14 protein-coding genes are annotated in these 20,743 nt (G+C 70.8%); 2 read left to right on the top strand and 12 right to left on the bottom strand.

What is annotated here, in order from left to right; translation table 11 throughout:
- Positions 1–403: 403 nt before the first annotated feature.
- The 12 genes from pgi to QQM67_RS07795 all read right to left on the bottom strand — a co-directional run bounded on the left by pgi (position 404) and on the right by QQM67_RS07795 (position 13,530).
- Positions 404–2,053, bottom strand: coding sequence for a glucose-6-phosphate isomerase (gene pgi, locus QQM67_RS07850; RefSeq protein WP_314172861.1), 1,650 nt, complete (start codon positions 2,051–2,053; stop codon positions 404–406).
- Between the two features lie 161 nt (positions 2,054–2,214).
- Positions 2,215–2,550 carry an RNA polymerase-binding protein RbpA gene (locus QQM67_RS07845; RefSeq protein WP_314172860.1) on the bottom strand — a complete coding sequence of 112 codons (336 nt, stop codon included), beginning with the start codon at positions 2,548–2,550 and terminating at the stop codon, positions 2,215–2,217.
- A gap of 316 nt (positions 2,551–2,866) precedes the next feature.
- Positions 2,867–3,097 carry a preprotein translocase subunit SecG gene (gene secG / locus QQM67_RS07840; protein WP_314172859.1) on the bottom strand — a complete coding sequence of 77 codons (231 nt, stop codon included), beginning with the start codon at positions 3,095–3,097 and terminating at the stop codon, positions 2,867–2,869.
- Positions 3,098–3,260: 163 nt separating this feature from the next.
- Entirely contained in the window at positions 3,261–4,037 is a 777-nt protein-coding gene (gene tpiA / locus QQM67_RS07835; protein ID WP_314172858.1) for a triose-phosphate isomerase, read from the bottom strand.
- Positions 4,038–4,117: 80 nt separating this feature from the next.
- On the bottom strand, positions 4,118–5,350 hold the full coding sequence (locus QQM67_RS07830; RefSeq protein WP_314172857.1) for a phosphoglycerate kinase: 1,233 nt from the start codon (positions 5,348–5,350) through the stop codon (positions 4,118–4,120).
- Between the two features lie 156 nt (positions 5,351–5,506).
- Complete coding sequence (gene gap, locus QQM67_RS07825; RefSeq protein ID WP_314172856.1) at positions 5,507–6,511, bottom strand: type I glyceraldehyde-3-phosphate dehydrogenase; 1,005 nt, start codon at positions 6,509–6,511, stop codon at positions 5,507–5,509.
- Positions 6,512–6,722: 211 nt separating this feature from the next.
- On the bottom strand, positions 6,723–7,700 hold the full coding sequence (gene whiA / locus QQM67_RS07820) for a DNA-binding protein WhiA (protein ID WP_045864271.1): 978 nt from the start codon (positions 7,698–7,700) through the stop codon (positions 6,723–6,725).
- Positions 7,691–8,743 (bottom strand): gluconeogenesis factor YvcK family protein, encoded by a 1,053-nt coding sequence (locus tag QQM67_RS07815; protein ID WP_314172855.1) that lies wholly within the window; start codon positions 8,741–8,743, stop codon positions 7,691–7,693. The genes whiA and QQM67_RS07815 overlap by 10 nt, the downstream gene beginning before the upstream one ends.
- A gap of 17 nt (positions 8,744–8,760) precedes the next feature.
- Positions 8,761–9,765 carry an RNase adapter RapZ gene (rapZ, locus tag QQM67_RS07810; RefSeq protein ID WP_314172854.1) on the bottom strand — a complete coding sequence of 335 codons (1,005 nt, stop codon included), beginning with the start codon at positions 9,763–9,765 and terminating at the stop codon, positions 8,761–8,763.
- A 25-nt stretch (positions 9,766–9,790) separates the two neighbouring features.
- Entirely contained in the window at positions 9,791–11,833 is a 2,043-nt protein-coding gene (gene uvrC / locus QQM67_RS07805) for an excinuclease ABC subunit UvrC (protein WP_314172853.1), read from the bottom strand.
- 168 nt (positions 11,834–12,001) lie between these two features.
- Positions 12,002–12,658, bottom strand: a complete 657-nt coding sequence (locus QQM67_RS07800; protein ID WP_314172852.1) for an MBL fold metallo-hydrolase — start codon at positions 12,656–12,658, stop codon at positions 12,002–12,004.
- 140 nt (positions 12,659–12,798) lie between these two features.
- A complete protein-coding gene (locus tag QQM67_RS07795) occupies positions 12,799–13,530 on the bottom strand; it encodes a maleylpyruvate isomerase family mycothiol-dependent enzyme (protein WP_314172851.1) in 732 nt (243 codons plus the stop codon).
- A gap of 223 nt (positions 13,531–13,753) precedes the next feature.
- Here QQM67_RS07795 and uvrA point away from each other — a divergent pair, with 223 nt between their 5' ends.
- Together uvrA and QQM67_RS07785 are read left to right on the top strand one after the other, a co-directional pair.
- Positions 13,754–16,717, top strand: coding sequence for an excinuclease ABC subunit UvrA (gene uvrA, locus QQM67_RS07790; RefSeq protein WP_314172850.1), 2,964 nt, complete (start codon positions 13,754–13,756; stop codon positions 16,715–16,717).
- Between the two features lie 583 nt (positions 16,718–17,300).
- Complete coding sequence (locus tag QQM67_RS07785) at positions 17,301–20,669, top strand: phosphodiester glycosidase family protein (protein ID WP_314173037.1); 3,369 nt, start codon at positions 17,301–17,303, stop codon at positions 20,667–20,669.
- Positions 20,670–20,743: the final 74 nt, after the last annotated feature.

Raw genomic sequence — 20,743 nt, 5'->3', positions numbered from 1 at the left:
CCTGCCCGTACAGCCGCCGTGAATTGACGGTTGTACGGGCAGGACGAATTACGCTCGCAGGGCGCACTTGTGGCGAGCCCTCAACACGGCGCAATAAGGTTCGGATCGATGTTTTACGCAGAGAACGCATCCTGTTGCGTTGTGCGTAGCGCCCACTGTGAGGTCCCGCTTCACCCCTTGTCAAGGCATGTCTTGGGCCCGGCACCCTGGCGTTTTTCCGCTACCGGTCCGTGAATTCGAACAGGAAAGAAAGGGCGGCTCGGCGCGGCCGCCCTTGCGCAAGAAAAAGGCTGATGGGAAGCCGTCCCCGCCTCGCCGTCGCGTACGAATCCAGCACCCGGGCGCGAAGGCGCAGCGGGCCCGCCTCCCACCGGGCCCCGCACCGCGAACCCAGTGCCGGCGATCAGCGGCCGCGCAGCCTCCGGTAGCGGCCGACGAGCGACGAGGTCGAGGCGTCGAGACCCTCGACGTCCGCACCGCTCGTCAGCGCCGGTTCGAGCCGCTTGGCGAGGACCTTGCCCAGCTCGACGCCCCACTGGTCGAAGCTGTCGATGTCCCACACGGCGCCCTGCACGAAGACCTTGTGCTCGTAGAGCGCGACGAGTTGCCCGAGTACCGACGGGGACGGCTCCTCGGCAAGGATCGTCGTGGTCGGCCGGTTGCCGGGGAAGGTCCGGTGCGGCACCTGCGCCTCGGGGACGCCCTCCGCTCGTACCTCCTCCGCGGTCTTGCCGAAGGCGAGGGCCTGCCCCTGTGCGAAGAGGTTCGCCATCAACAGGTCGTGCTGCCCGGCCAGTTCACCCAGCCCCGGTGCGGGGCGCGCGAAGCCGATGAGATCGGCGGGGATCATCTTGGTGCCCTGGTGCAGCAGTTGGTAGTACGCGTGCTGACCGTTGGTGCCGGGTGTGCCCCATACGACCGGGCCCGTCTGCCAGTTGACGGGACGGCCCTCGCGGTCCGTGGACTTCCCGTCGGACTCCATGTCCAACTGCTGGAGGTAGGCGGTGAACTGCGAGAAGTAGTGGCTGTAGGGCAGCACGGCGTGCGACTGAGCGTCGAAGAAGTTGCCGTACCAGATGCCCAGGAGCCCCATCAGCATCGGTGCGTTGGCCTCGAAGGGCGCCGTGCGGAAGTGCTCGTCGACCAGGTGGAAGCCGCTCAGCATCTCGCCGAAGTGGTCGGCGCCGACGGCGACCATGAGGGAGAGCCCGATGGCCGAGTCGTACGAGTAGCGCCCGCCGACCCAGTCCCAGAACTCGAACATGTTCTCCGTGTCGATGCCGAACTCCGCGACCTTCTCCGCGTTCGTCGAGACCGCGACGAAGTGCGCCGCGACCGCCTCCTGCGCGCCGCCGAGCCCCGCGAGCAGCCACTCGCGGGCCGCCTTGGCGTTGGTGATCGTCTCGATGGTGGTGAAGGTCTTCGACGCGACGATGAAGAGCGTCTCGGCGGGGTCGAGATCCCGGACGGCCTCGTGCAGGTCGGCGCCGTCCACGTTGGAGACGAACCGGAAGTCCAAGTCCCGCTTCGTGTAAGGACGCAGCGCCTCGTACGCCATCTTCGGACCGAGGTCGGAGCCGCCGATTCCGATGTTGACGACGTTGCGGATCCGCTTGCCCGTGTGCCCGGTCCACTCGCCGTCGCGCACCTTGCCCGCGAAGAGCGCCATCCTGCCGAGCACCGCGTGCACGTCGCGCGCCACGTTCTGCCCGTCGACCGTGACCCCGGACGAGACGGGCGCCCGCAGCGCCGTGTGCAGGACGGCCCGGTCCTCGGTGATGTTGATCTTCTCGCCGCGGAACATGGCGTCCCGCAGGTCCGCGACGCCGGTGGCGGCGGCCAGATCCGCCAGCAGCCGGAGGGTGTCGTCGCCGATCAGATGCTTGGAGAAGTCCAGGTGCAGATCGCCCACCTGGAGGCCGTACCGCTCGGGGCGTCGCTCGTCCTCGGCGAAGAGCGTGCGCAGATGTGTGTCGCCGAACTCCTCACGGTGCTTGGCCAGCGCGTGCCACTCGGGCAGCTGATCGAGCCGGGTGCGGCGTGCTGCGTTCATCGGCGGTCGTCACCTTCTCCTCGTCCTGAATACGCCGCACACCAACCTAATTCACGTGCGATCCGGCCTCGCGCACCGCACTGGCGACCGGGATGCGGGCAGCAGAAGACGGCGGACGGCGAAGGACGGAGAGGAGCGAGAGGAGGGACGAGGACCGGGAGTCAGATCTCGCCGCGGAGCTTCGCGAGGGCCTCGGCCAGGATCGCCTCGCCGTCCTCGTCGCTGCGCCGCTCGCGCACGTACGCGAGGTGGGTCTTGTACGGCTCGGTGCGCGGCGGGTCCGGCGGGTTCTCCTCGTCCGTGCCGGCCGGGAAGCCACAGCGGGGGCAGTCCCAGGTCTCGGGGATCTGCGCGTCGCTGGCGAAGCTGGGCTGAGTCTCGTGCCCGTTGGAACACCAGAAGGAGATGCGCAGGCGCGGCGCCGACTCGCCTCGCTCGGCCTCCCCCATAGGCCCCGCCCCGACCCGGCTTCCCCGGATCGCGTTGCCACTTGCCACGGTCGTAACTCCCTGCCTCGCGGTGCCGCGGAACATCGACGATGAGTCCGTCGCGGGCGCCCTAGTGTACGTAGGGCCCAACGCGCGTCCAGTGACCGGAGTTACTGCGTCGGCTCCGGACGCGAGCCTCATGATAGGCCGGGTTCGCGAACTTGCGGCTGTCCTTGCAAGGCCGGAGGCGGGCACCGGGGCGGCGGCAGGGCGCGGCGGCGCGCGAGCCGGCAGGCGGGACGGCCGCATGGCCCGGCAGGACCGTGGCACGGTGCCGGCGCGGGCGAACAGGGCACGGCCCCGCATGCCCGCGCGCGCTGTCAGCTCAGCTCTGGAGCTTCATCAGCAGGCCGAGCACGACGATGATCGCGAACCAGAGCAGCCCGACCACCACGGTCAGCCGGTCCAGGTTGCGCTCGGCGACCGACGAGCCGCCGACGGACGACTGCATGCCGCCGCCGAACATGTCGGAGAGGCCGCCGCCCTTCCCCTTGTGCATCAGAACCAGCAGCGCCAGCAGGAAACTGAAGACGATGAGGGCGATAGAGAACCCCATGATCACGGCTGGACCAACTCTCTCGGACTTCGCGGGAAGACTTCACATCTGCGGGGGCCGGACGGCCCGGCCCCCGACAGCCTACGATGCGGCACGGCCCGCCGTCATACGACGGCCCTTTCGGGCTTGACCGTCACCGGCCTGTGCGGGCCGTGCCACCGGATCACTGGTCGCGGAAGCGGACGATCTTCACGAACTCGTCCGCGTCCAGCGAGGCACCGCCCACCAGCGCCCCGTCGATGTCGGGCTGCGCCATGATCTGGGCGATGTTGCCGGACTTCACCGAGCCGCCGTACTGGATGCGCACGGCGTCGGCGACCTCCTGCCCGTACAGCTCGACGAGGCGGGCGCGGATGGCGCCGCAGACCTCCTGGGCGTCCTCGGCACCGCAGGTCTTGCCGGTGCCGATGGCCCACACCGGCTCGTACGCGATCACGACGGTGGCGGCCTGCTCGGCGGTCACGTCCTTCAGCCCGCCGTCGACCTGGACGAGGGTGTGCTCGACGTGGTTGCCCTCCTCGCGCACCGGGAGCTCCTCGCCGACGCACAGGATCGGCGTCAGGTCGTGCGCGAACGCGGCCTTCACCTTGGCGTTGACGACCGGCTCGTCCTCGCCGTGGTACTGGCGGCGCTCGGAGTGGCCCACGGCGACGTACGAGCAGTTCAGCTTCGCGAGCATCGGGCCGGAGATCTCGCCCGTGTAGGCGCCGGAGGCGTGGGCGGAGACGTCCTGGGCGCCGTACTTGATCTTCAGCTTGTCGCCGTCGACCAGGGTCTGGACGGAGCGCAGATCGGTGAAGGGCGGCAGGACCGCGACCTCGACGGCCGCGAGGTCCTTCTCCGTCAGGGCGAACGCGAGCTTCTGGACGTGGGCGATGGCCTCCAGGTGGTTGAGGTTCATCTTCCAGTTGCCCGCCATCAGCGGGGTGCGGGTCGTCACGGGTCAGTCCTCCATTGTTCGGCAGCGGCTCATGTCACCGGTCGCGGCAGCGGCTCCGTCATCGGCCGCACGTGCGTGGCTCACGAGTCCTCCAAGGCGGCGAGGCCCGGCAGCGTCTTGCCTTCGAGGTATTCGAGGCTGGCGCCGCCGCCCGTCGAGATGTGGCCGAACGCGTTCTCGTCGAAGCCGAGCAGCCGGACGGCGGCGGCGCTGTCGCCGCCGCCGACGACGTTGAAGGAGCCGCTGTCGAGCAGCGCCTGCGCGACCGCCCTGGTGCCCTCGGCGTAGTCCGGGTGCTCGAAGACGCCCATCGGGCCGTTCCAGAAGACGGTCGCGGCGTCGGCGAGCTTCGAGGCGTAGAGCCTGCGTGAGTCCGGCCCGATGTCCAGGCCCATCAGACCGGCGGGGATCGCGTCCACGGTCACGGAGATGGGCGCTGTCGGCGACTTGGTCTTCAGGTCGGGGAAGCTCTCGTCGACGAGGACGTCGACGGGCAGCACGAACTCCACGCCCAGCTTCTCCGCCTGCTCCAGATAGCCCTGGACCGCGGGGAGTTGGTCTTCCTGAAGCAGCGAGGCGCCCACCTCGTGCCCCTGGGCCTTGAGGAAGGTGTACGCCATGCCGCCGCCGATGAGGATGCGGTCGGCCTTCTGGAGCAGGTGCTCGATGACGCCCAGCTTGTCGGAGACCTTCGCCCCGCCGAGCACCACCGCGTACGGACGCTCGACGTCCTCGGTGAGCTTCTTCAGCACGCCCACCTCGGTGGCGATGAGACCGCCCGCGGCGTGCGGGAGGCGGGCCGGAAGGTCGTAGACCGAGGCGTGCTTGCGGTGGACGGCGCCGAAGCCGTCACCGACGTACAGGTCGGCCAGCGCGGCGAGTTCACCGGCGAAGGCCGCGCGCTCCGCGTCGTCCTTGCTGGTCTCGCCCGGGTTGAAGCGCAGGTTCTCCAGCAGCGTCACCTCGCCGTCGGCGCTCGTCTCCACCGCGGCCTTCGCGCTCTCGCCCACGGTGTCGGACGCGAACGTGACGTCCCTGCCGAGGAGTTCGCCGAGCCGCTTCGCGACCGGCGCGAGTGAGAACTGCGGGTCGGGCGCCCCCTTGGGCCGGCCCAGGTGCGAGGCGACGACGACGCGGGCGCCGCTCTCGGCCAGCTTGCGGATGGTGGGTACGGCAGCCCTGATGCGGCCGTCGTCGGTGATGCCCCTCTGTTCAACGGATGCGTCCCCGTCCAGCGGGACGTTCAGGTCGGCGCGGACGAAGACCCGCTTGCCGCCCACTCCCCCGGCGATGAGTTCGTCGATCGTCTTCATGCTTGCTGGTGCTCCCCTTGGAGTTCGGGCCTCGGTGACTCTGGTGCCGCCTCATGGCGCAGGGCTCGCAGGACGCGTCATCGCGCCCTGCGAGCCCTGCCACGGTCTGCCATCTCTCGGCGCTGCTCGGCTGCTCAGCTGCTCCTGCGGGAGCGCTCAGAGCTTGTCGCCGACGAAGGTGGTCAGGTCGACGAGACGGTTGGAGTAGCCCCACTCGTTGTCGTACCAGCCGACGATCTTGGCCTGCTTGCCCTGGACCATCGTCAGCGACGAGTCGAAGGTGCAGGACGCGGGCCAGTTGACGATGTCCGAGGAGACGATCGGGTCCTCGGTGTAGTCCAGGATGCCCTTCAGCTGGCCCTCGGCGGCCTTCTGGAAGGCGGCGTTGATCTCGTCCTTGCTCGCCTCGCGGTCGAGCTCCAGGACCAGGTCGGTGACGGAGCCCGTGGGCACCGGCACCCGCATGGCGATGCCGTCCAGCTTGCCCTTGAGGTGCGGGAGTACGAGCGCGGTGGCCTTCGCGGCGCCGGTCGACGTCGGGATGATGTTCTCGGCGGCGGCGCGGGCGCGGCGCAGGTCCTTGTGCGGGAAGTCCAGGATGCGCTGGTCGTTCGTGTAGGCGTGGACGGTCGTCATCATGCCCTTGACGATGCCGAAGTTCTCGTCCGCGATCTTCGCCATCGGCGCCACGCAGTTCGTCGTACACGAGGCGTTGGAGATGACGTGGTGCTTGGCGGAGTCGTACGCGTCCTCGTTGACGCCCATGACGACGGTGATGTCCTCTTCCTTGGCCGGGGCCGAGATGAGGACCTTCTTCGCGCCGGCGGCCAGGTGCTTGGCCGCGTCCGCACGCTTGGTGAAGATGCCGGTGGACTCCACGACGATGTCGGCGCCGAGCTCGCCCCAGGGCAGCTGGGCCGGGTCGCGCTCCGCCATCGTCTTGAAGGTCTGGCTGCCCACCGTGATCGTGTCGTCGGTGTGGCTGACCTGCTGCTTGAGGCGCCCCAGGATGCTGTCGTACTTCAGCAGGTGCACCAGGGTCGCGTTGTCGGTCAGGTCGTTGACACCGACGATCTCGATGTCCGCCCCCTGCTCGAGCAGTGCGCGGAAGTAGTTGCGACCGATGCGGCCGAAGCCGTTGATGCCTACGCGGATCGTCACGAACCGATCTCCTCGTTGGTACGCCGGTACGGACACCGGCAAAGCTGTATGGGATGTCCCCGACCGCTCCCGACCCTACCGCGCCCCACTCTTCACGGTGACATCGGCCACCCTGCGTCCGAGGGCTGAGACCGCACGCGGACAGAGCGGGGAACGGGGGACGGAAGCGAGCCGGGACCAGGGCCGGATCACCCTCGGGCACGCCAGGGCGTCAGCCCACCATCTCCTCGGTGAGGCTGGTCTCCGTGCCCGGGATGCCGAGGTCCTGTGCGCGCTTGTCCGCCATCGCGAGGAGCCGGCGGATGCGGCCCGCGACGGCGTCCTTCGTCAGCGGCGGATCGGCCAGCGCGCCCAGCTCCTCCAGCGACGCCTGCTTGTGGTCCATGCGCAGCCGGCCGGCGGCGGCGAGGTGTTCGGGCACGTCGTCCGCGAGGATCTCCAGCGCGCGCTGCACGCGTGCGCCCGCCGCGACGGCCGCACGCGCCGAGCGGCGCAGGTTGGCGTCGTCGAAGTTGGCGAGGCGGTTGGCGGTGGCGCGGACCTCGCGGCGCATCCTCCGCTCCTCCCACGCCAGTACGGACTCGTGGGCGCCCAGCCGCGTCAGCAGCGCGCCGATGGCGTCGCCGTCACGGACGACGACGCGGTCCACGCCGCGCACCTCGCGGGCCTTCGCCGCGATCTGGAGCCTGCGTGCCGCGCCGACCAGTGCCAGCGCCGCCTCGGGCCCGGGGCAGGTGACCTCCAGCGAGGAGCTGCGGCCGGGCTCGGTCAGCGATCCGTGCGCGAGGAACGCTCCGCGCCAGGCGGCCTCGGCGTCACAAGTGGCCCCCGAGACCACCTGCGGCGGAAGGCCGCGGATCGGGCGCCCCCGGCTGTCCACCAGCCCGGTCTGGCGTGCGAGCTGGTCGCCTCCGGCCACGACGCGCACGACGTAGCGGCTGCCGCGGCGCAGCCCTCCGGGCGCCATCACCACCAGGTCGGAGCTGTGCCCGAAGATCTCCAGTACGTCCTTGCGCAGGCGCCGCGCCGCGATGCCCGTGTCGAGCTCCGCCTCGATCACGATCCGCCCGCTCACCAGGTGCAGGCCGCCCGCGAACCGCAGGATCGACGAGACCTCGGACTTCCGGCAGCAGGTCCGGGTGACGGGGAGCCGGGAGATCTCGTCCTTCACCGCAGCCGTCATCGCCATGGGCCGATCCTTCCATGCATCCGAAAAATACGGTCGTACGCGGCGGCCAGCAGCTCCGGGTCGTGCCTGGCTGCGTCTCCCCCCGGGCTTTCGCCCTGGGAGACGCCTCCGGCCGCCGCGACCGGTGACAGCTGAGCCGTCGCTCCGAGCCGCTCGGCGGCCTGACACAGGGAATCCTGGTCGGGAACGGCGTCCTCGTCGGCCAGCACCACGTCGAAGGCGAGTTTAGGGGCGTGTCGGGCCAAAACGTCCAAATGACGCTGCGGGGAGAAGCCTTCTGTTTCACCGGGCTGTGGCGCGAGGTTCAGCGAGAGCACCTTGCGGGCCTTGGTCTGCGTCAGCGCGTCCAGCAGTTCCGGGACGAGCAGATGCGGGATCACCGAGGAGAACCAGGAGCCCGGGCCGAGCACGACCCAGTCCGCGTCGAGCACGGCCTTGACGGCTTCGGGGACGGCGGGCGGGTCGTGCGGCACGAGGTGCACCTGCTGCACCTCGCCCCGGGTGAGCGCGACGGTGGCCTGGCCGCGCACCGTCGAGACCTCGTCCGGGCGGTCCTGGTCGTGGCCGCGCACCAGCGCCTGGAGCTCCAGCGGTACGGCGGACATCGGCAGCACCCTGCCGTGCGCGCCGAGCAGCTTGCCGACGAGGTCGAGGGCCTGGACGTGATCGCCGAGCTGCTCCCAGAGCGCGACGATCAGCAGGTTCCCCACCGCGTGGTCGTGCAGGTCCCCGCGGCTGACGAAGCGGTGCTGGACCACCTCGGCCCAGGTGCGGCCCCACTCGTCGTCGCCGCACAGCGCGGCGAGCGCCTTGCGCAGGTCGCCCGGCGGCAGTACGCCCAGCTCGTCGCGGAGCCGGCCGCTGGAGCCTCCGTCGTCGGCGACGGTGACGACGGCCGTGAGGTCCCCGGTGATGCGGCGCAGGGCGGTCAGCGATGCGGACAGGCCCGCGCCGCCGCCGAGTGCGACGACCTTCGGCTGGGTCCCGCGCCGTGCAGCGCGCGAGCCGACCGGACGCCGCAGCCGGATGGTCCTACGAGGCATTCGCGCTTCTCATGTCCTCATTCCCGTCCCATGTCGCGGTGGACGACGACCGTCTCCACGCCCGCTCCGGACAGCCGCCTGGCCAGCTTCTCCGAGACGGCGACACTGCGGTGCTTCCCGCCCGTACAGCCGACGGCGATCGTGACGTAGCGCTTGCCCTCTCTGCGGTACCCGGCGGCGATCAGCTGGAGCAGTTCGGCGTAGCGGTCCAGGAACTCCTTGGCGCCGGGCTGGTCGAAGACGTAGTCCGAGACCTCCTCGCTGGTGCCGTTGTACGGGCGCAGCTCCGGAACCCAGTGCGGGTTGGGGAGGAAGCGGCAGTCGGCGACGAGATCGGCGTCAACGGGGAGCCCGTACTTGTACCCGAAAGACATCACCGTGGCGCGGAGTTCGGGCTCTTCGTCGCCGGCGAACCGGGCGTCGAGTTTGGCCCGCAGCTCGTGGACGTTGAGGCCCGAGGTGTCGATGACCATGTCGGCGTCGCCGCGCAGCTCGCGCAGCAGGTCCCGCTCGGCCGCGATGCCGTCGACGATCCGGCCGTCGCCCTGGAGCGGGTGCGGGCGGCGCACCGACTCGAAGCGGCGCACGAGCGCCTCGTCGCTCGCCTCCAGAAAGACGATGCGGCGCTTGACCTGGCGCTGGGAGAGGTCCGCCAGGGACTCCTTGAGGTTGTCGAAGAAGCTCCGGCCGCGGACGTCGACGACGACGGCGATGCGCGCGACGTTGCCCTGCGAGCGCGCGCCCAGGTCGACCATCGTGGGGATCAGCTCGGGCGGGAGGTTGTCGACCACGAACCAGCCGAGGTCCTCCAGGCACTTGGCAGCGGTGCTGCGGCCCGCGCCGGACATGCCCGAGATGATCACGAGCTCGGGGATCACGGCTTCGCCGGGCGCCTCCGCGACCGGGGGCGCGTCCGTGTCCGTGACCTGGCCCGCGGCGGCGGCAGGTGCCGTGCCCGTACGCGCCGGCTCTCCGGACCCGCCGGCGTCTCTGCGCTGTTCCCGTTCGTCCCGGCTGCTCATGCTGATCGCCCCCCGTCCTCGTGGCTCACTCTTCTTCAACGATCTCACCAGTCGCTGTGTTCACGGCCGGGCCGGGGGACTTCGTGACAAGCGCCGCCGCGACGGACTCCGCCGTCTTGCGGCCCACGCCGGGCACCTCGCAGATCTCCTCGATCGTCGCCTCACGGAGCCGCTTGAGCGAGCCGAAGTGCTTCAGCAGCGCCTGCTTGCGGGAGGCTCCGAGGCCGGGGACGGCGTCGAGCGGGCTCGCCTTCATCGTCCTGGAGCGCTTGCTGCGCTGATATCTGATGGCGAAGCGGTGCGCCTCGTCGCGGACCCGCTGGAGGAGATAGAGGCCCTCGCTCGTACGGGGCAGCACGAGGGGATCCTCCTCACCGGGCAGCCAGACCTCTTCGAGGCGCTTGGCCAGACCGCACACGGCGACGTCGTCGATGCCCAGCTCGTCCATGGCGGTGCGGGCGGCTGCGACCTGCGGGCGGCCGCCGTCCACGACGATCAGCTGGGGCGGGTAGGCGAACTTCTTCGGCCGTCCGTCCTCGTCGCGCGGCCCGGCGGCTGCCCGGTCTCCCCCTTCTCCGTCGCCCCGCTCGGCGGGCGGCGCGTCGGCGGGCTCCGGGCCCTCGCCCTCTGCGGGCACGTCGCCTTCGCCGCCCCACTCGCCCGTGCGGCGCTTCTCCTGGAGATAGCGGCGGAAGCGGCGGCTGACGACCTCGTGCATGGAGCGGACGTCGTCCTGCCCGGCGACGGACTTGATCTGGAAGCGGCGGTACTCGCTCTTGCGGGCGAGGCCGTCCTCGAAGACGACCATGGACGCGACCACGTCGTCGCCCTGGAAGTGGGAGATGTCGAAGCACTCGATGCGCAGCGGCGCCGAGTCGAGACCGAGGCCCTCGGCGATCTCCTCCAGCGCGCGCGAGCGCGTCGTGAGGTCGGAGGCGCGCTTGGTCTTGTGCAGGGCGAGTGCCTCCTGGGCGTTACGCCTGACCGTCTCCATGAGGGCGCGCTTGTCGCCGCGCTGCGGTACGCGCAGGCTGACGGCGCTGCCCCGGCGGTCCCCGAGCCACTGGGCGGCGGGCTCCGCGGGCTCGGGCAGCTCCGGGACGAGGACCTCCTTGGGGACGCCCTCTCCGCTCTCCTCCCCGTACAGCTGCTGGAGCGCGTGCTCGACCAGCTCGGGGGTGCCGATCTCCTCGACCTTGTCGGTGACCCAGCCGCGCTGGCCGCGCACACGGCCGCCGCGTACGTGGAAGATCTGGACCGCGGCCTCCAGCTCGTCCTCGGCGACGGCGATCAGGTCCGCGTCGGTGGCGTCGGTGAGGACGACGGCGCTCTTCTCCATCGCGCGCCTCAGCGCGTCCATGTCGTCGCGCAGCCGCGCCGCCCTCTCGTACTCCATGTCCTCCGACGCCTGGGTCATCTCGCGCTCCAGGCGGCGCAGGTACGAACCCGTGTGCCCGGCGACGAAGTCGCAGAACTCCTCGGCGAGTTGGCGGTGCTCATCCGCGGTGACGCGGCCGACGCAGGGCGCCGAGCACTTGCCGATGTACCCGAGCAGGCAGGGGCGGCCGATCTGGGCGGAGCGCTTGAAGACGCCGGCGGAGCAGGTGCGTACGGGAAAGGCACGCAGCATCAGGTCGACGGTCTCGCGGATCGCCCACGCGTGCGCGTACGGACCGAAGTAGCGCACGCCCTTCTTCTTCGGGCCGCGCATCACCTGGACCCGCGGATACTCCTCGTTGAGGGTGACCGCGAGGGACGGATAGCTCTTGTCGTCGCGGTACTTGACGTTGAACCGGGGCGCGAACTCCTTGATCCAGGAGTATTCGAGCTGGAGCGCCTCGACCTCCGTCGAGACGACGGTCCACTCCACGGAGGCTGCGGTGGTGACCATCGTGCGGGTGCGCACATGCAGACCGGCCAGGTCCTGGAAGTAGTTCGCGAGCCGGTGGCGGAGGCTCTTGGCCTTCCCGACGTAGATCACCCGGCGGTGCTCGTCACGGAACCGGTAGACCCCCGGCGAGTCGGGGATCTCACCCGGTTCGGGGCGGTAGCTGGAGGGGTCTGCCATGCCGCACAGCCTACGTCGGAGCGCTGACGCTCCCCGTGCCCGGAGGCAGGGGCTGCCCCTCCGTGCCAGGCACAGCAGGGGACACCTGCCGTGCCTGACGCCGGGTCCGTGCCCGCAGCTGCCGCCCCGTCAGACGGTCCGCCGGACGGCTCCGTCAGACGCGCGCCGTCACCAGCCGCGCTCGCGCCACTCCTGGAGGTGGGGCCGCTCGGTGCCCAGGGTCGTGTCGCCGCCGTGACCGGGGTAGACCCAGGTCTCGTCCGGGAGTTGGGCGAAGAGCTTGGTCTCGACGTCGTCGATGAGGCTCGCGAAGGCCTCGGGGTCGTCGTGGGTGTTGCCGACGCCGCCCGGGAACAGGCAGTCGCCGGTGAACAGATGCGGATGGCCGTGCGGGTCGTCGTAGACGAGGGCGATGGAGCCGGGCGTGTGGCCGACCAGGTGGCGGGCCGTCAGCCCGACCTCGCCGACGCGCACCGTGTCGCCGTCCTCGACCGCTACGTCCGTGGCGACCGGGATCCCCTCGGCGTCGAAGCGGCCCGCGTACGTGCGTGCGCCCGTGGCCTCGACGACCGGCGCGAGGGCCTGCCAGTGGTCGCCGTGCCGGTGGGTGGTGACGACGGAGGCGATGCCGTCGGAGCCGATGAGTTCGAGCAGTGTCCCGGACTCGTTGGCCGCGTCGATCAGCAGCTGTTCGCCGGTCCTCCGGCAGCGCAGCAGGTAGGCGTTGTTGTTCATGGGGCCGACCGCGACCTTGGAGATCATCAGGTCGGTCAGCTCGTGCACGTCGGCAGGTCCCCCGACCTGCACCTCTCCGGTGTAAGCCATGACGGACAGCCTAGGCGCTGCCCCACGGGCCGGCGCCAGAGCGGTGGCACGGCGGATTCACGTACGGGCGGCGGGCGTCCGCCCCGGCTGCCCGTCCCGGGACTCCGTGTCAGGCGTACTGGAGAGCCGGTTCTCCGGCTCTAGAGAGCCGGGAGGTCGGGGAGCGGGTCGCGCGCCGAGAGCCCCGCGCCGGAGCTGCGCCCGGTGAGCCAGGCGACCAGGGCGGTGGGGCTTCCGGCGACGACGACGGTCTTCCCGTCGCCCTCGTCGGGGGCGCCCGTGTGCCAGCTGACGCCGTCCTCCGTACGGAGCTCGATGGGTGCCGGGACGCCGGGGTGGCCGGAGAACCGCCGCGCCATGTTGGCGAGTTCGCGCTCGATGAAGGTGGCGGGCAGATCGTCCATGGAGTAGCCGATGCCGAGGTCGACGTGGTGGAGTTCGACCTCGATCCAGCGGCGGAACGGCAGGGAATAAGCGTGGTCCGTCACGCCGTTACGCAGTTCTACGGTGCGCTCCCAGTCGGAGTCGCGCTGTGCGGCGAAGGCACCGTCGAGGCGGGCCCCGCTCTCCCGCAGGTCCACCAGGTGCTCGGCGGCGCCGCGGTGGGCGTCGCGCTCGATGTCGCCGTCGCGGGCCTCCGTACTGGCGTACATGGGCCGGCCGGCGAAGACGTTGAGCAGGGCGTCGGCGTTCCGGGCGAGATGGGCCAGGACATGGCCGCGTGTCCAGCCGGGCAGCAGCGAGGGCTTGGACGCGGTGGCGTCGTCGAGCTGCTCGATCTCGGCGAGCAGCCGGTCGGTTGCGCTCCGTACGGCGGCCGCGTCGGCGACCGGGTCGGGAGCGGAGACTGCGGGGTTCGCTGGCGGCGTCATGATCTCCAAGCTAGCCCCGCCACTCCATCGGGTGGAAGACGGCGCAAGCCACGGGACTTCTCTTCTCCCGAGGGGACACAGAATCGAATACACGTGCTATAAGCTCTGAGAGCGGTACCGAAACGGTCCGGGACACACTCGGACGGCACCGCCTCTAGTCTTGAGCGGGGGGCTCCTGCGCAGTCGGGGCACCCTGCTTCTCACACGAAAGGTGCCAACAGGCGTGGCCTCTGACCGTCTCCTTGTCCGTGGCGCTCGCGAGCACAATCTCCGGAATGTCTCGGTCGACCTCCCGCGTGACTCGCTCATCGTCTTCACCGGTCTGTCCGGGTCAGGCAAGTCCTCCCTTGCCTTCGACACGATCTTCGCGGAGGGGCAGCGCCGCTACGTCGAGTCGCTGTCCGCGTACGCCCGGCAGTTCCTCGGCCAGATGGACAAGCCCGATGTGGACTTCATCGAGGGCCTCTCCCCGGCGGTCTCCATCGACCAGAAGTCGACCTCGCGCAACCCGCGCTCGACGGTCGGCACGATCACCGAGGTCTACGACTACCTCCGGCTGCTCTTCGCCCGTATCGGCAAGCCCCACTGCCCGGAGTGCGGCCGGCCCATCGCCCGCCAGTCGCCGCAGGCCATCGTCGACAGGGTGCTGGGCCTGGAGCCGGGCAGCCGCTTCCAGGTGCTGTCGCCGCTGGTGCGCGAGCGCAAGGGCGAGTACGTCGACCTCTTCAACGAGCTTCAGAGCAAGGGCTACAGCAGGGCGCGCGTCGACGGGCAGACGATCCAGCTGTCCGAGCCGCCGAAGCTGAAGAAGCAGGAGAAGCACACGATCGAGGTCGTCGTCGACCGCCTCACCGTCAAGGAGAGCGCGAAGCGGCGGCTGACGGACTCCGTCGAGACGGCGCTCGGCCTCTCCGGCGGCATGGTGATCCTCGACTTCGTCGACCTGGACGAGGACGACCCGCAGCGCGAGCGGATGTTCTCCGAGCACCTCTACTGCCCGTACGACGATCTGTCCTTCGAGGAGCTGGAGCCGCGCACCTTCTCCTTCAACTCCCCCTTCGGCGCCTGTCCCGACTGCACCGGCATCGGCACGCGCATGGAGGTCGATCCGGAGCTGATCGTCCCGGACGAGGAGAAGTCGCTCGACGACGGCGCGCTGCACCCGTGGTCCCACGGGCACACGAGGGACTACTTCGGCCGCCTCATCGGAGCGCTCGCGGACGCGCTCGGCTTCCGTACGGACATCCCCTGGGCCGGGCTGCCGCAGCGCGCCAAGAAGGCGCTGCTGTACGGGCACAGGACGCAGATCGAGGTGCGCTACCGCAACCGGTACGGACGGGAGCGCGCCTACACCACCGCCTTCGAGGGAGTCGTCCCCTTCGTCAAGCGCCGCCACCAGGAGGCGGAGACCGACAGCAGCCGGGAGCGCTTCGAGGGTTACATGCGCGAGGTGCCCTGCCCGACGTGTGAGGGCACGCGGCTGAAGCCGATCGTGCTCGCGGTGACGATGCAGGGGAAGTCGATCGCCGAGATCTCGGCGATGTCGATCAGCGAATGCGCGGACTTCCTGCGGGAGATGACGCTCAGCGACCGGGACAGGAAGATCGCCGAGCGGGTCCTCAAGGAGGTCAACGAGCGGCTGCGCTTCCTCGTCGACGTCGGTCTCGACTATCTGACGCTCAACCGGGCCGCCGGAACTCTCTCCGGCGGCGAGGCACAGCGCATCCGGCTCGCCACGCAGATCGGTTCGGGTCTGGTGGGTGTGCTGTACGTGCTGGACGAGCCCTCGATCGGGCTGCACCAGCGCGACAACCACCGCCTGATCGAGACGCTGGTGCGGCTGCGGGACCTGGGCAACACGCTGATCGTCGTCGAGCACGACGAGGACACCATCAAGGCCGCCGACTGGATCGTCGACATCGGTCCGGGCGCGGGCGAGCACGGCGGCAAGGTCGTGCACAGCGGTCCGCTGAAGGAGCTGCTGGCGACGCCCGAGTCGGTGACCGGCGACTATCTCGCGGGGAAGAAGAGCATCCCGCTGCCCACGGTGCGCAGGCCCGCCGATCCGGAGCGGCAGCTGACGGTTCGCGGTGCCCGCGAGAACAACCTCCGGGACATCGACGTCTCCTTCCCGCTCGGCGTGCTCACGGCGGTCACCGGCGTCTCCGGGTCGGGCAAGTCGACGCTCGTCAACGACATCCTGTACACGCACCTCGCCCGCGAGCTGAACAACGCCAAGTCGGTGCCCGGCCGCCACACGCGGGTCGACGGCGACGATCTGGTGGACAAGGTCGTACACGTCGACCAGTCGCCGATCGGGCGCACGCCGCGCTCCAACCCGGCGACGTACACAGGGGTCTTCGACCACGTGCGCAGGCTCTTCGCGGAGACGACGGAGGCGAAGGTGCGCGGCTACCTGCCGGGGCGCTTCTCCTTCAACGTCAAGGGCGGCCGGTGTGAGAACTGCTCCGGCGACGGCACCATCAAGATCGAGATGAACTTCCTGCCGGACGTGTTCGTGCCGTGCGAGGTGTGCCACGGGGCGCGCTACAACCGGGAGACGCTGGAGGTCCACTACAAGGGCAAGAACATCTCCGAGGTGCTGGAGATGCCCATCGAGCAGGCCATGGACTTCTTCGAGGCGGTGCCCGGCATCGCCCGCCATCTGCGGACGCTCAACGACGTGGGGCTGGGGTACGTACGGCTCGGGCAGCCGGCTCCGACGCTCTCCGGCGGCGAGGCGCAGCGCGTGAAGCTGGCGAGCGAGCTGCAGAAGCGGTCCACGGGCCGCACCGTGTACGTGCTCGACGAGCCCACGACCGGGCTGCACTTCGAGGACATCCGCAAGCTCATCTCGGTGCTGGAGGGCCTGGTCGACAAGGGCAACACGGTCATCGTCATCGAGCACAACCTGGACGTCATCAAGACCGCCGACTGGGTCGTCGACATGGGCCCGGAGGGCGGTTACGCGGGCGGCCTGGTCGTCGCCGAGGGCTCTCCCGAGCAGGTGGCGGCGATTCCGGCGAGCCACACGGGCAAGTTCCTGCGGGACGTGCTGGGCGACCGGGTGAGCGACGCACCGCCGATGACGGCTCGCGGCAGGACGGGGGCGCGGAAGGGCGCCTCGTCGGCGGATGCGGGCGGCAGCGGCGGTGCGCGGAAGCGGGCGCCGAAGGCGAAGCGGTAGGGCGCTTCCCGGCGTTCGGGGCCGGGCGGCACCATCGGCCGCCCGCAGCAAGCGCGTTCACCGGAGGCTCCGTGAAGCGCTTTCGGTGAGGCACCGGTTCACCCCCGGCGGCGGGGAGCCGGCGGAACTTCCGCGGGCTCCCCGCCGCCGCGCGTATGGCCTCCGGCTCCCGTTCCTCCTCCCTCCCTCCTCCCTCCCTCTCGCTCCCTGCTGCGCGGCAACTGGGCCGCGCCGTAAGGGAGTTGGGGGACTTTGTTCGCGTCGAATTTCATCCGGACATCTGGTGCGGACCGGTCACCGCTGAGACCCTTTGCGGCGCTGTGCGCAGAAAGCGCATGGAACACCCGTGTTTACAGGGGATGTTGTGATACGAGTCAACGTACGCAGAAGAGTCCTCGCCCGGTCGCTGCTTCCCGCAGTGACCGCTTTTTCGTTTCTGACGGCCGTTCAGCCGCCGTCGGCGAACGCGGCCCCCTCGGCCGCACCCGTGGCCGCCCCCGCTCCGCCCGCGGCCGCGCGGACCGGCGCACCCCGGCAGACGGCGTCGGCCGCCTCCCCCGCGGGCATCCCCGACGGGGACGGCATGGAGCTGTCCCGTACGAGCCGTCCCGTCGCTCCCGGTGCGCGGCTCACGTCCTTCCAGCGGCTGGAGTCCGACAAGTGGCTGCGCGCCGACGCCCTGAGCGTGAAGCTCGGCGGCGGCAGCGGCCACGGAGACAGCGGCGGCAGCAGCGCAAGCGACCGTGACGGCGGCGGTGGCGGTGGCGGTGCCACCGGCGGCACCCGCGCCGACTACCTCTCCTCCGGGGAGGTCTCCACCCGCAAGCCGCTGAGCGAGCAGGCCGAGGCCCACGACCCGGGTAAGGGCCGCAGCACCGTCGCGGCCATCAACGCCGACTTCTTCGACATCGACGAGACGGGGGCGCCGCTCGGCCCCGGCGTGCGCGACGGGCACGCGACGCACTCGCCCGCCGCCGGCAACAGCGAGTCCCTCGGCTTCGGTCCGGACGCCGCGGGCCGCGTCCTCGGTCTCTACTTCGACGGCACCCTCACCCTGCCCGACGGCAAGCAGCCGCTGACGGCGTACAACGCGGCCAACGTCCCCGAGAACGGCATCGGCGCCTACAACTCCCGCTGGGGCAAGGCCGATCGGGCCCTCACCACTGACCACGACCCCGAGGCCGCCGAGGTGCTGCTGCGGCACGGCCGCGTCACGCGGATCCTCGACGAGCCGGGCACCGGCCCGATAGCGGACGGCACGACCGTCCTGGTCGGGCGTGACGCGGGCGCGAAGACGCTGGACGGGCTGGAGGTGGGCGACCGCGTCTCGCCCGAGTACCACGTCCGTACGGACGACGGCAGCCCCGTACCGCGGACGGCGGTCGGCGGCCGGGGCCTGCTCGTCGTCGACGGCAAGCCGCAGAACTGGGAGGGCAGGCCGAACAACGCGACGGCTCCGCGCACCGCGGTCGGCTTCTCCAAGGACGGCACGACGATGCACGTGATGTCGGTGGACGGACGCCAGGCTGCCTCCGGCGGCGTGACGCTCACCGAACTCGCCCTGATGATGAAGGACTTGGGCGCCTACAACGCCCTCAACCTGGACGGCGGCGGCTCCTCCACCCTCCTCGCGCGCGAACCGGGCGCCGAGCGCCTCCAGTTGGAGAACGCGCCGTCCGACGGGGAGGAGCGCGAGGTGCCCAACGGCCTCGCGCTCACCGCGCCCGAGGGCAGCGGAGCTCTGAAGGACTTCTGGGTGGAGACGGCCGCCGACCCCGCCGCCGCGCCCACCGCCGACAACATGCCCGTGGGGCATCCGGACCGCGTGTTCCCGGGCCTGACACGCAAGTTGACCGCTGCGGGATACGACGAGTCCTACGGCCCGGCCGAGGGCGACCCGCGCTGGACGGCCTCCCGTCCCGGCGTCGGACGGGTCGACGAAGCCGGCGTCTTCCACGCCCGCCGGGCGGGCTCGACGCAGGTCACCGCGTACCAGGGCGACGCACGCGGATCGACGCACCTGTCCGTCGTCGGGGACCTGGACCGCATCAGCCCCACCCGCGAACGGGTCGGGCTGGCGGACGGCGCCGCCGAGGGCTCGTTCGGCGTCGTCGGCTTCGACGCCCGGGGCACGAGCGCGCCCGTCGACCCCGCCGACGCCCGTCTGGAGTACGACCGTTCGCTCTTCTCCATCCGTCCCGACAGCGCGCGCGGCGGCTTCACGGTGACCGCTCGGCCCGGTCAGGAGTCGGCGGCCGGCATCGTCACGGTCCACGTCGCGGGCCGTACCGCGAAGGTCGCCGTGACCGTCGGTCTGCACGACGAGAAGACCGCGGGCTTCGACGACGCCGCGGACTGGAAGTTCAGCGCCGCCCGGGCCGAGGGCTCACTCGCGGCCGACCCGGACGGCAAGGAGGGCACGGGGCTGCGGATGACCTACGACTTCAGCCGGTCCACGGCCACCCGCGCCGCGTACGCGACTCCCCCGGCGGAGGTGCCCGTTCCGGGCCAGCCTCTGAGCTTCACCATGTGGATCAAGAGCGACGGCAAGGGCGCCTGGCCCTCGCTGCATCTGAAGGACGCGGCCGGAACCGACCAGGTGCTGCGCGGCGACCATCTCACCGAGGAAGGCTGGCAGCAGATCACCTTCGAGGTCCCGGAGACCGTCCAGTACCCGCTCCGGCTGCACCGCTTCTATCTCGCCGAGACCAGACCCGCCGAGCAGTACACGGGCGAGGTCGTCCTGGACGAGCTGACGGCGCGCGTCCCGCCCGACGTCGACCTGCCGGAGGTTCCGCGTCCGCACGATCCGCTGATCTCGACGGCGTCCGACGTCGGCGGCCGGGACTGGCGCTTCGCGGTGATGTCGGACGCGCAGTTCGTCGCCCGCGATCCGGACGGCGCCGTCGTACGGCAGGCCCGCCGCACACTGCGTGAGATACGGGCGGCGAAGCCCGACTTCGTCATCGTCGACGGCGATCTCGTCGACGAAGGGTCGAAGGAGGATCTGAGCTTCGCCCGCCGGGTGCTGGAGGAGGAGCTGGGAGACGCCGTCGACTGGTACTACGTGCCGGGCAATCACGAGGTGATGGGAGGCAGCATCGCGAACTTCAACGCCGAATTCGGCCCGGCGCAGCGGACGTTCGACCACAAGGGGACCCGCTTCATCACGCTCGACACCTCGTCGCTGACGGTCCGCGGCGGCGGGTACGGGCAATTCCAGGAGCTGCGGCGGCAGTTGGACGACGCGGCCGGAGACCCGTCGGTCTCGTCGGTGGCGGTCGTGCAGCACGTGCCGCCCCGCGATCCCACCGGGCAGCAGGCGAGTCAGCTGACGGACAGGATGGAGGCCGACCTGATGGAGGACTGGCTGGGCGACTTCCGCGCCCGTACGGGCAAGGGTGCGGCGTTCGTCGGGGCGCACGTGGGCGTCTTCGACGCCTCCCGCGTCGACGGCGTGCCGTACCTGGTCAACGGCAACTCCGGTAAGGCGCCCGCGGCTCCTCCCGGCCGTGGCGGATTCACCGGCTGGTCGCTGCTCGGCGTCGACCAGGACGCTCCTCGGCCCGGGCCCGCCGGTGGAGGCGGTGGCGGGGCGGACGACTGGATCGCCGTCCAGACCCGGCCGCACGTGGACGCCCTCACCCTGGACGCCCCGGTCGAACTGCACGTGGGCGAGCACGGGAAGGCCGCGGCGACCGTCTTCCAGGGCGAAGGCGAGTCCGCACGGAAGGTCCCCGTGGGGTGGCCCGTCAGCGGCGACTGGTCGGGCTCCGGCGGCTTGTGCGTCGAGGACGGGACGGCGTCGGGCCGGCATTCGGCGAGCGGCCGGTGCACCGCCTCGTACGATCCGCGCACCGGCGCGCTGACCGCCCACCGGACCGGCACGGTCGAGCTGCGGGTGGCGGTCAACGGTGAACTGGCGGAGAGGCAGGTGAAGATCACCCGCTGACGCGGCCCCGACTGGGCGGTCCCCGGCCCGGCTCCCGGCCCGGCTGCCGGCTCTCGGCTCTGGGCTCGGGCGGC

The organism is Streptomyces winkii (genome assembly GCF_032248595.1).
GTDB classification, from domain to species: Bacteria; Actinomycetota; Actinomycetes; order Streptomycetales; family Streptomycetaceae; genus Streptomyces; species Streptomyces winkii.
Note: the sequence above shows the minus strand (reverse complement) of the source record. Positions and strands in the feature narration are given on the sequence as shown.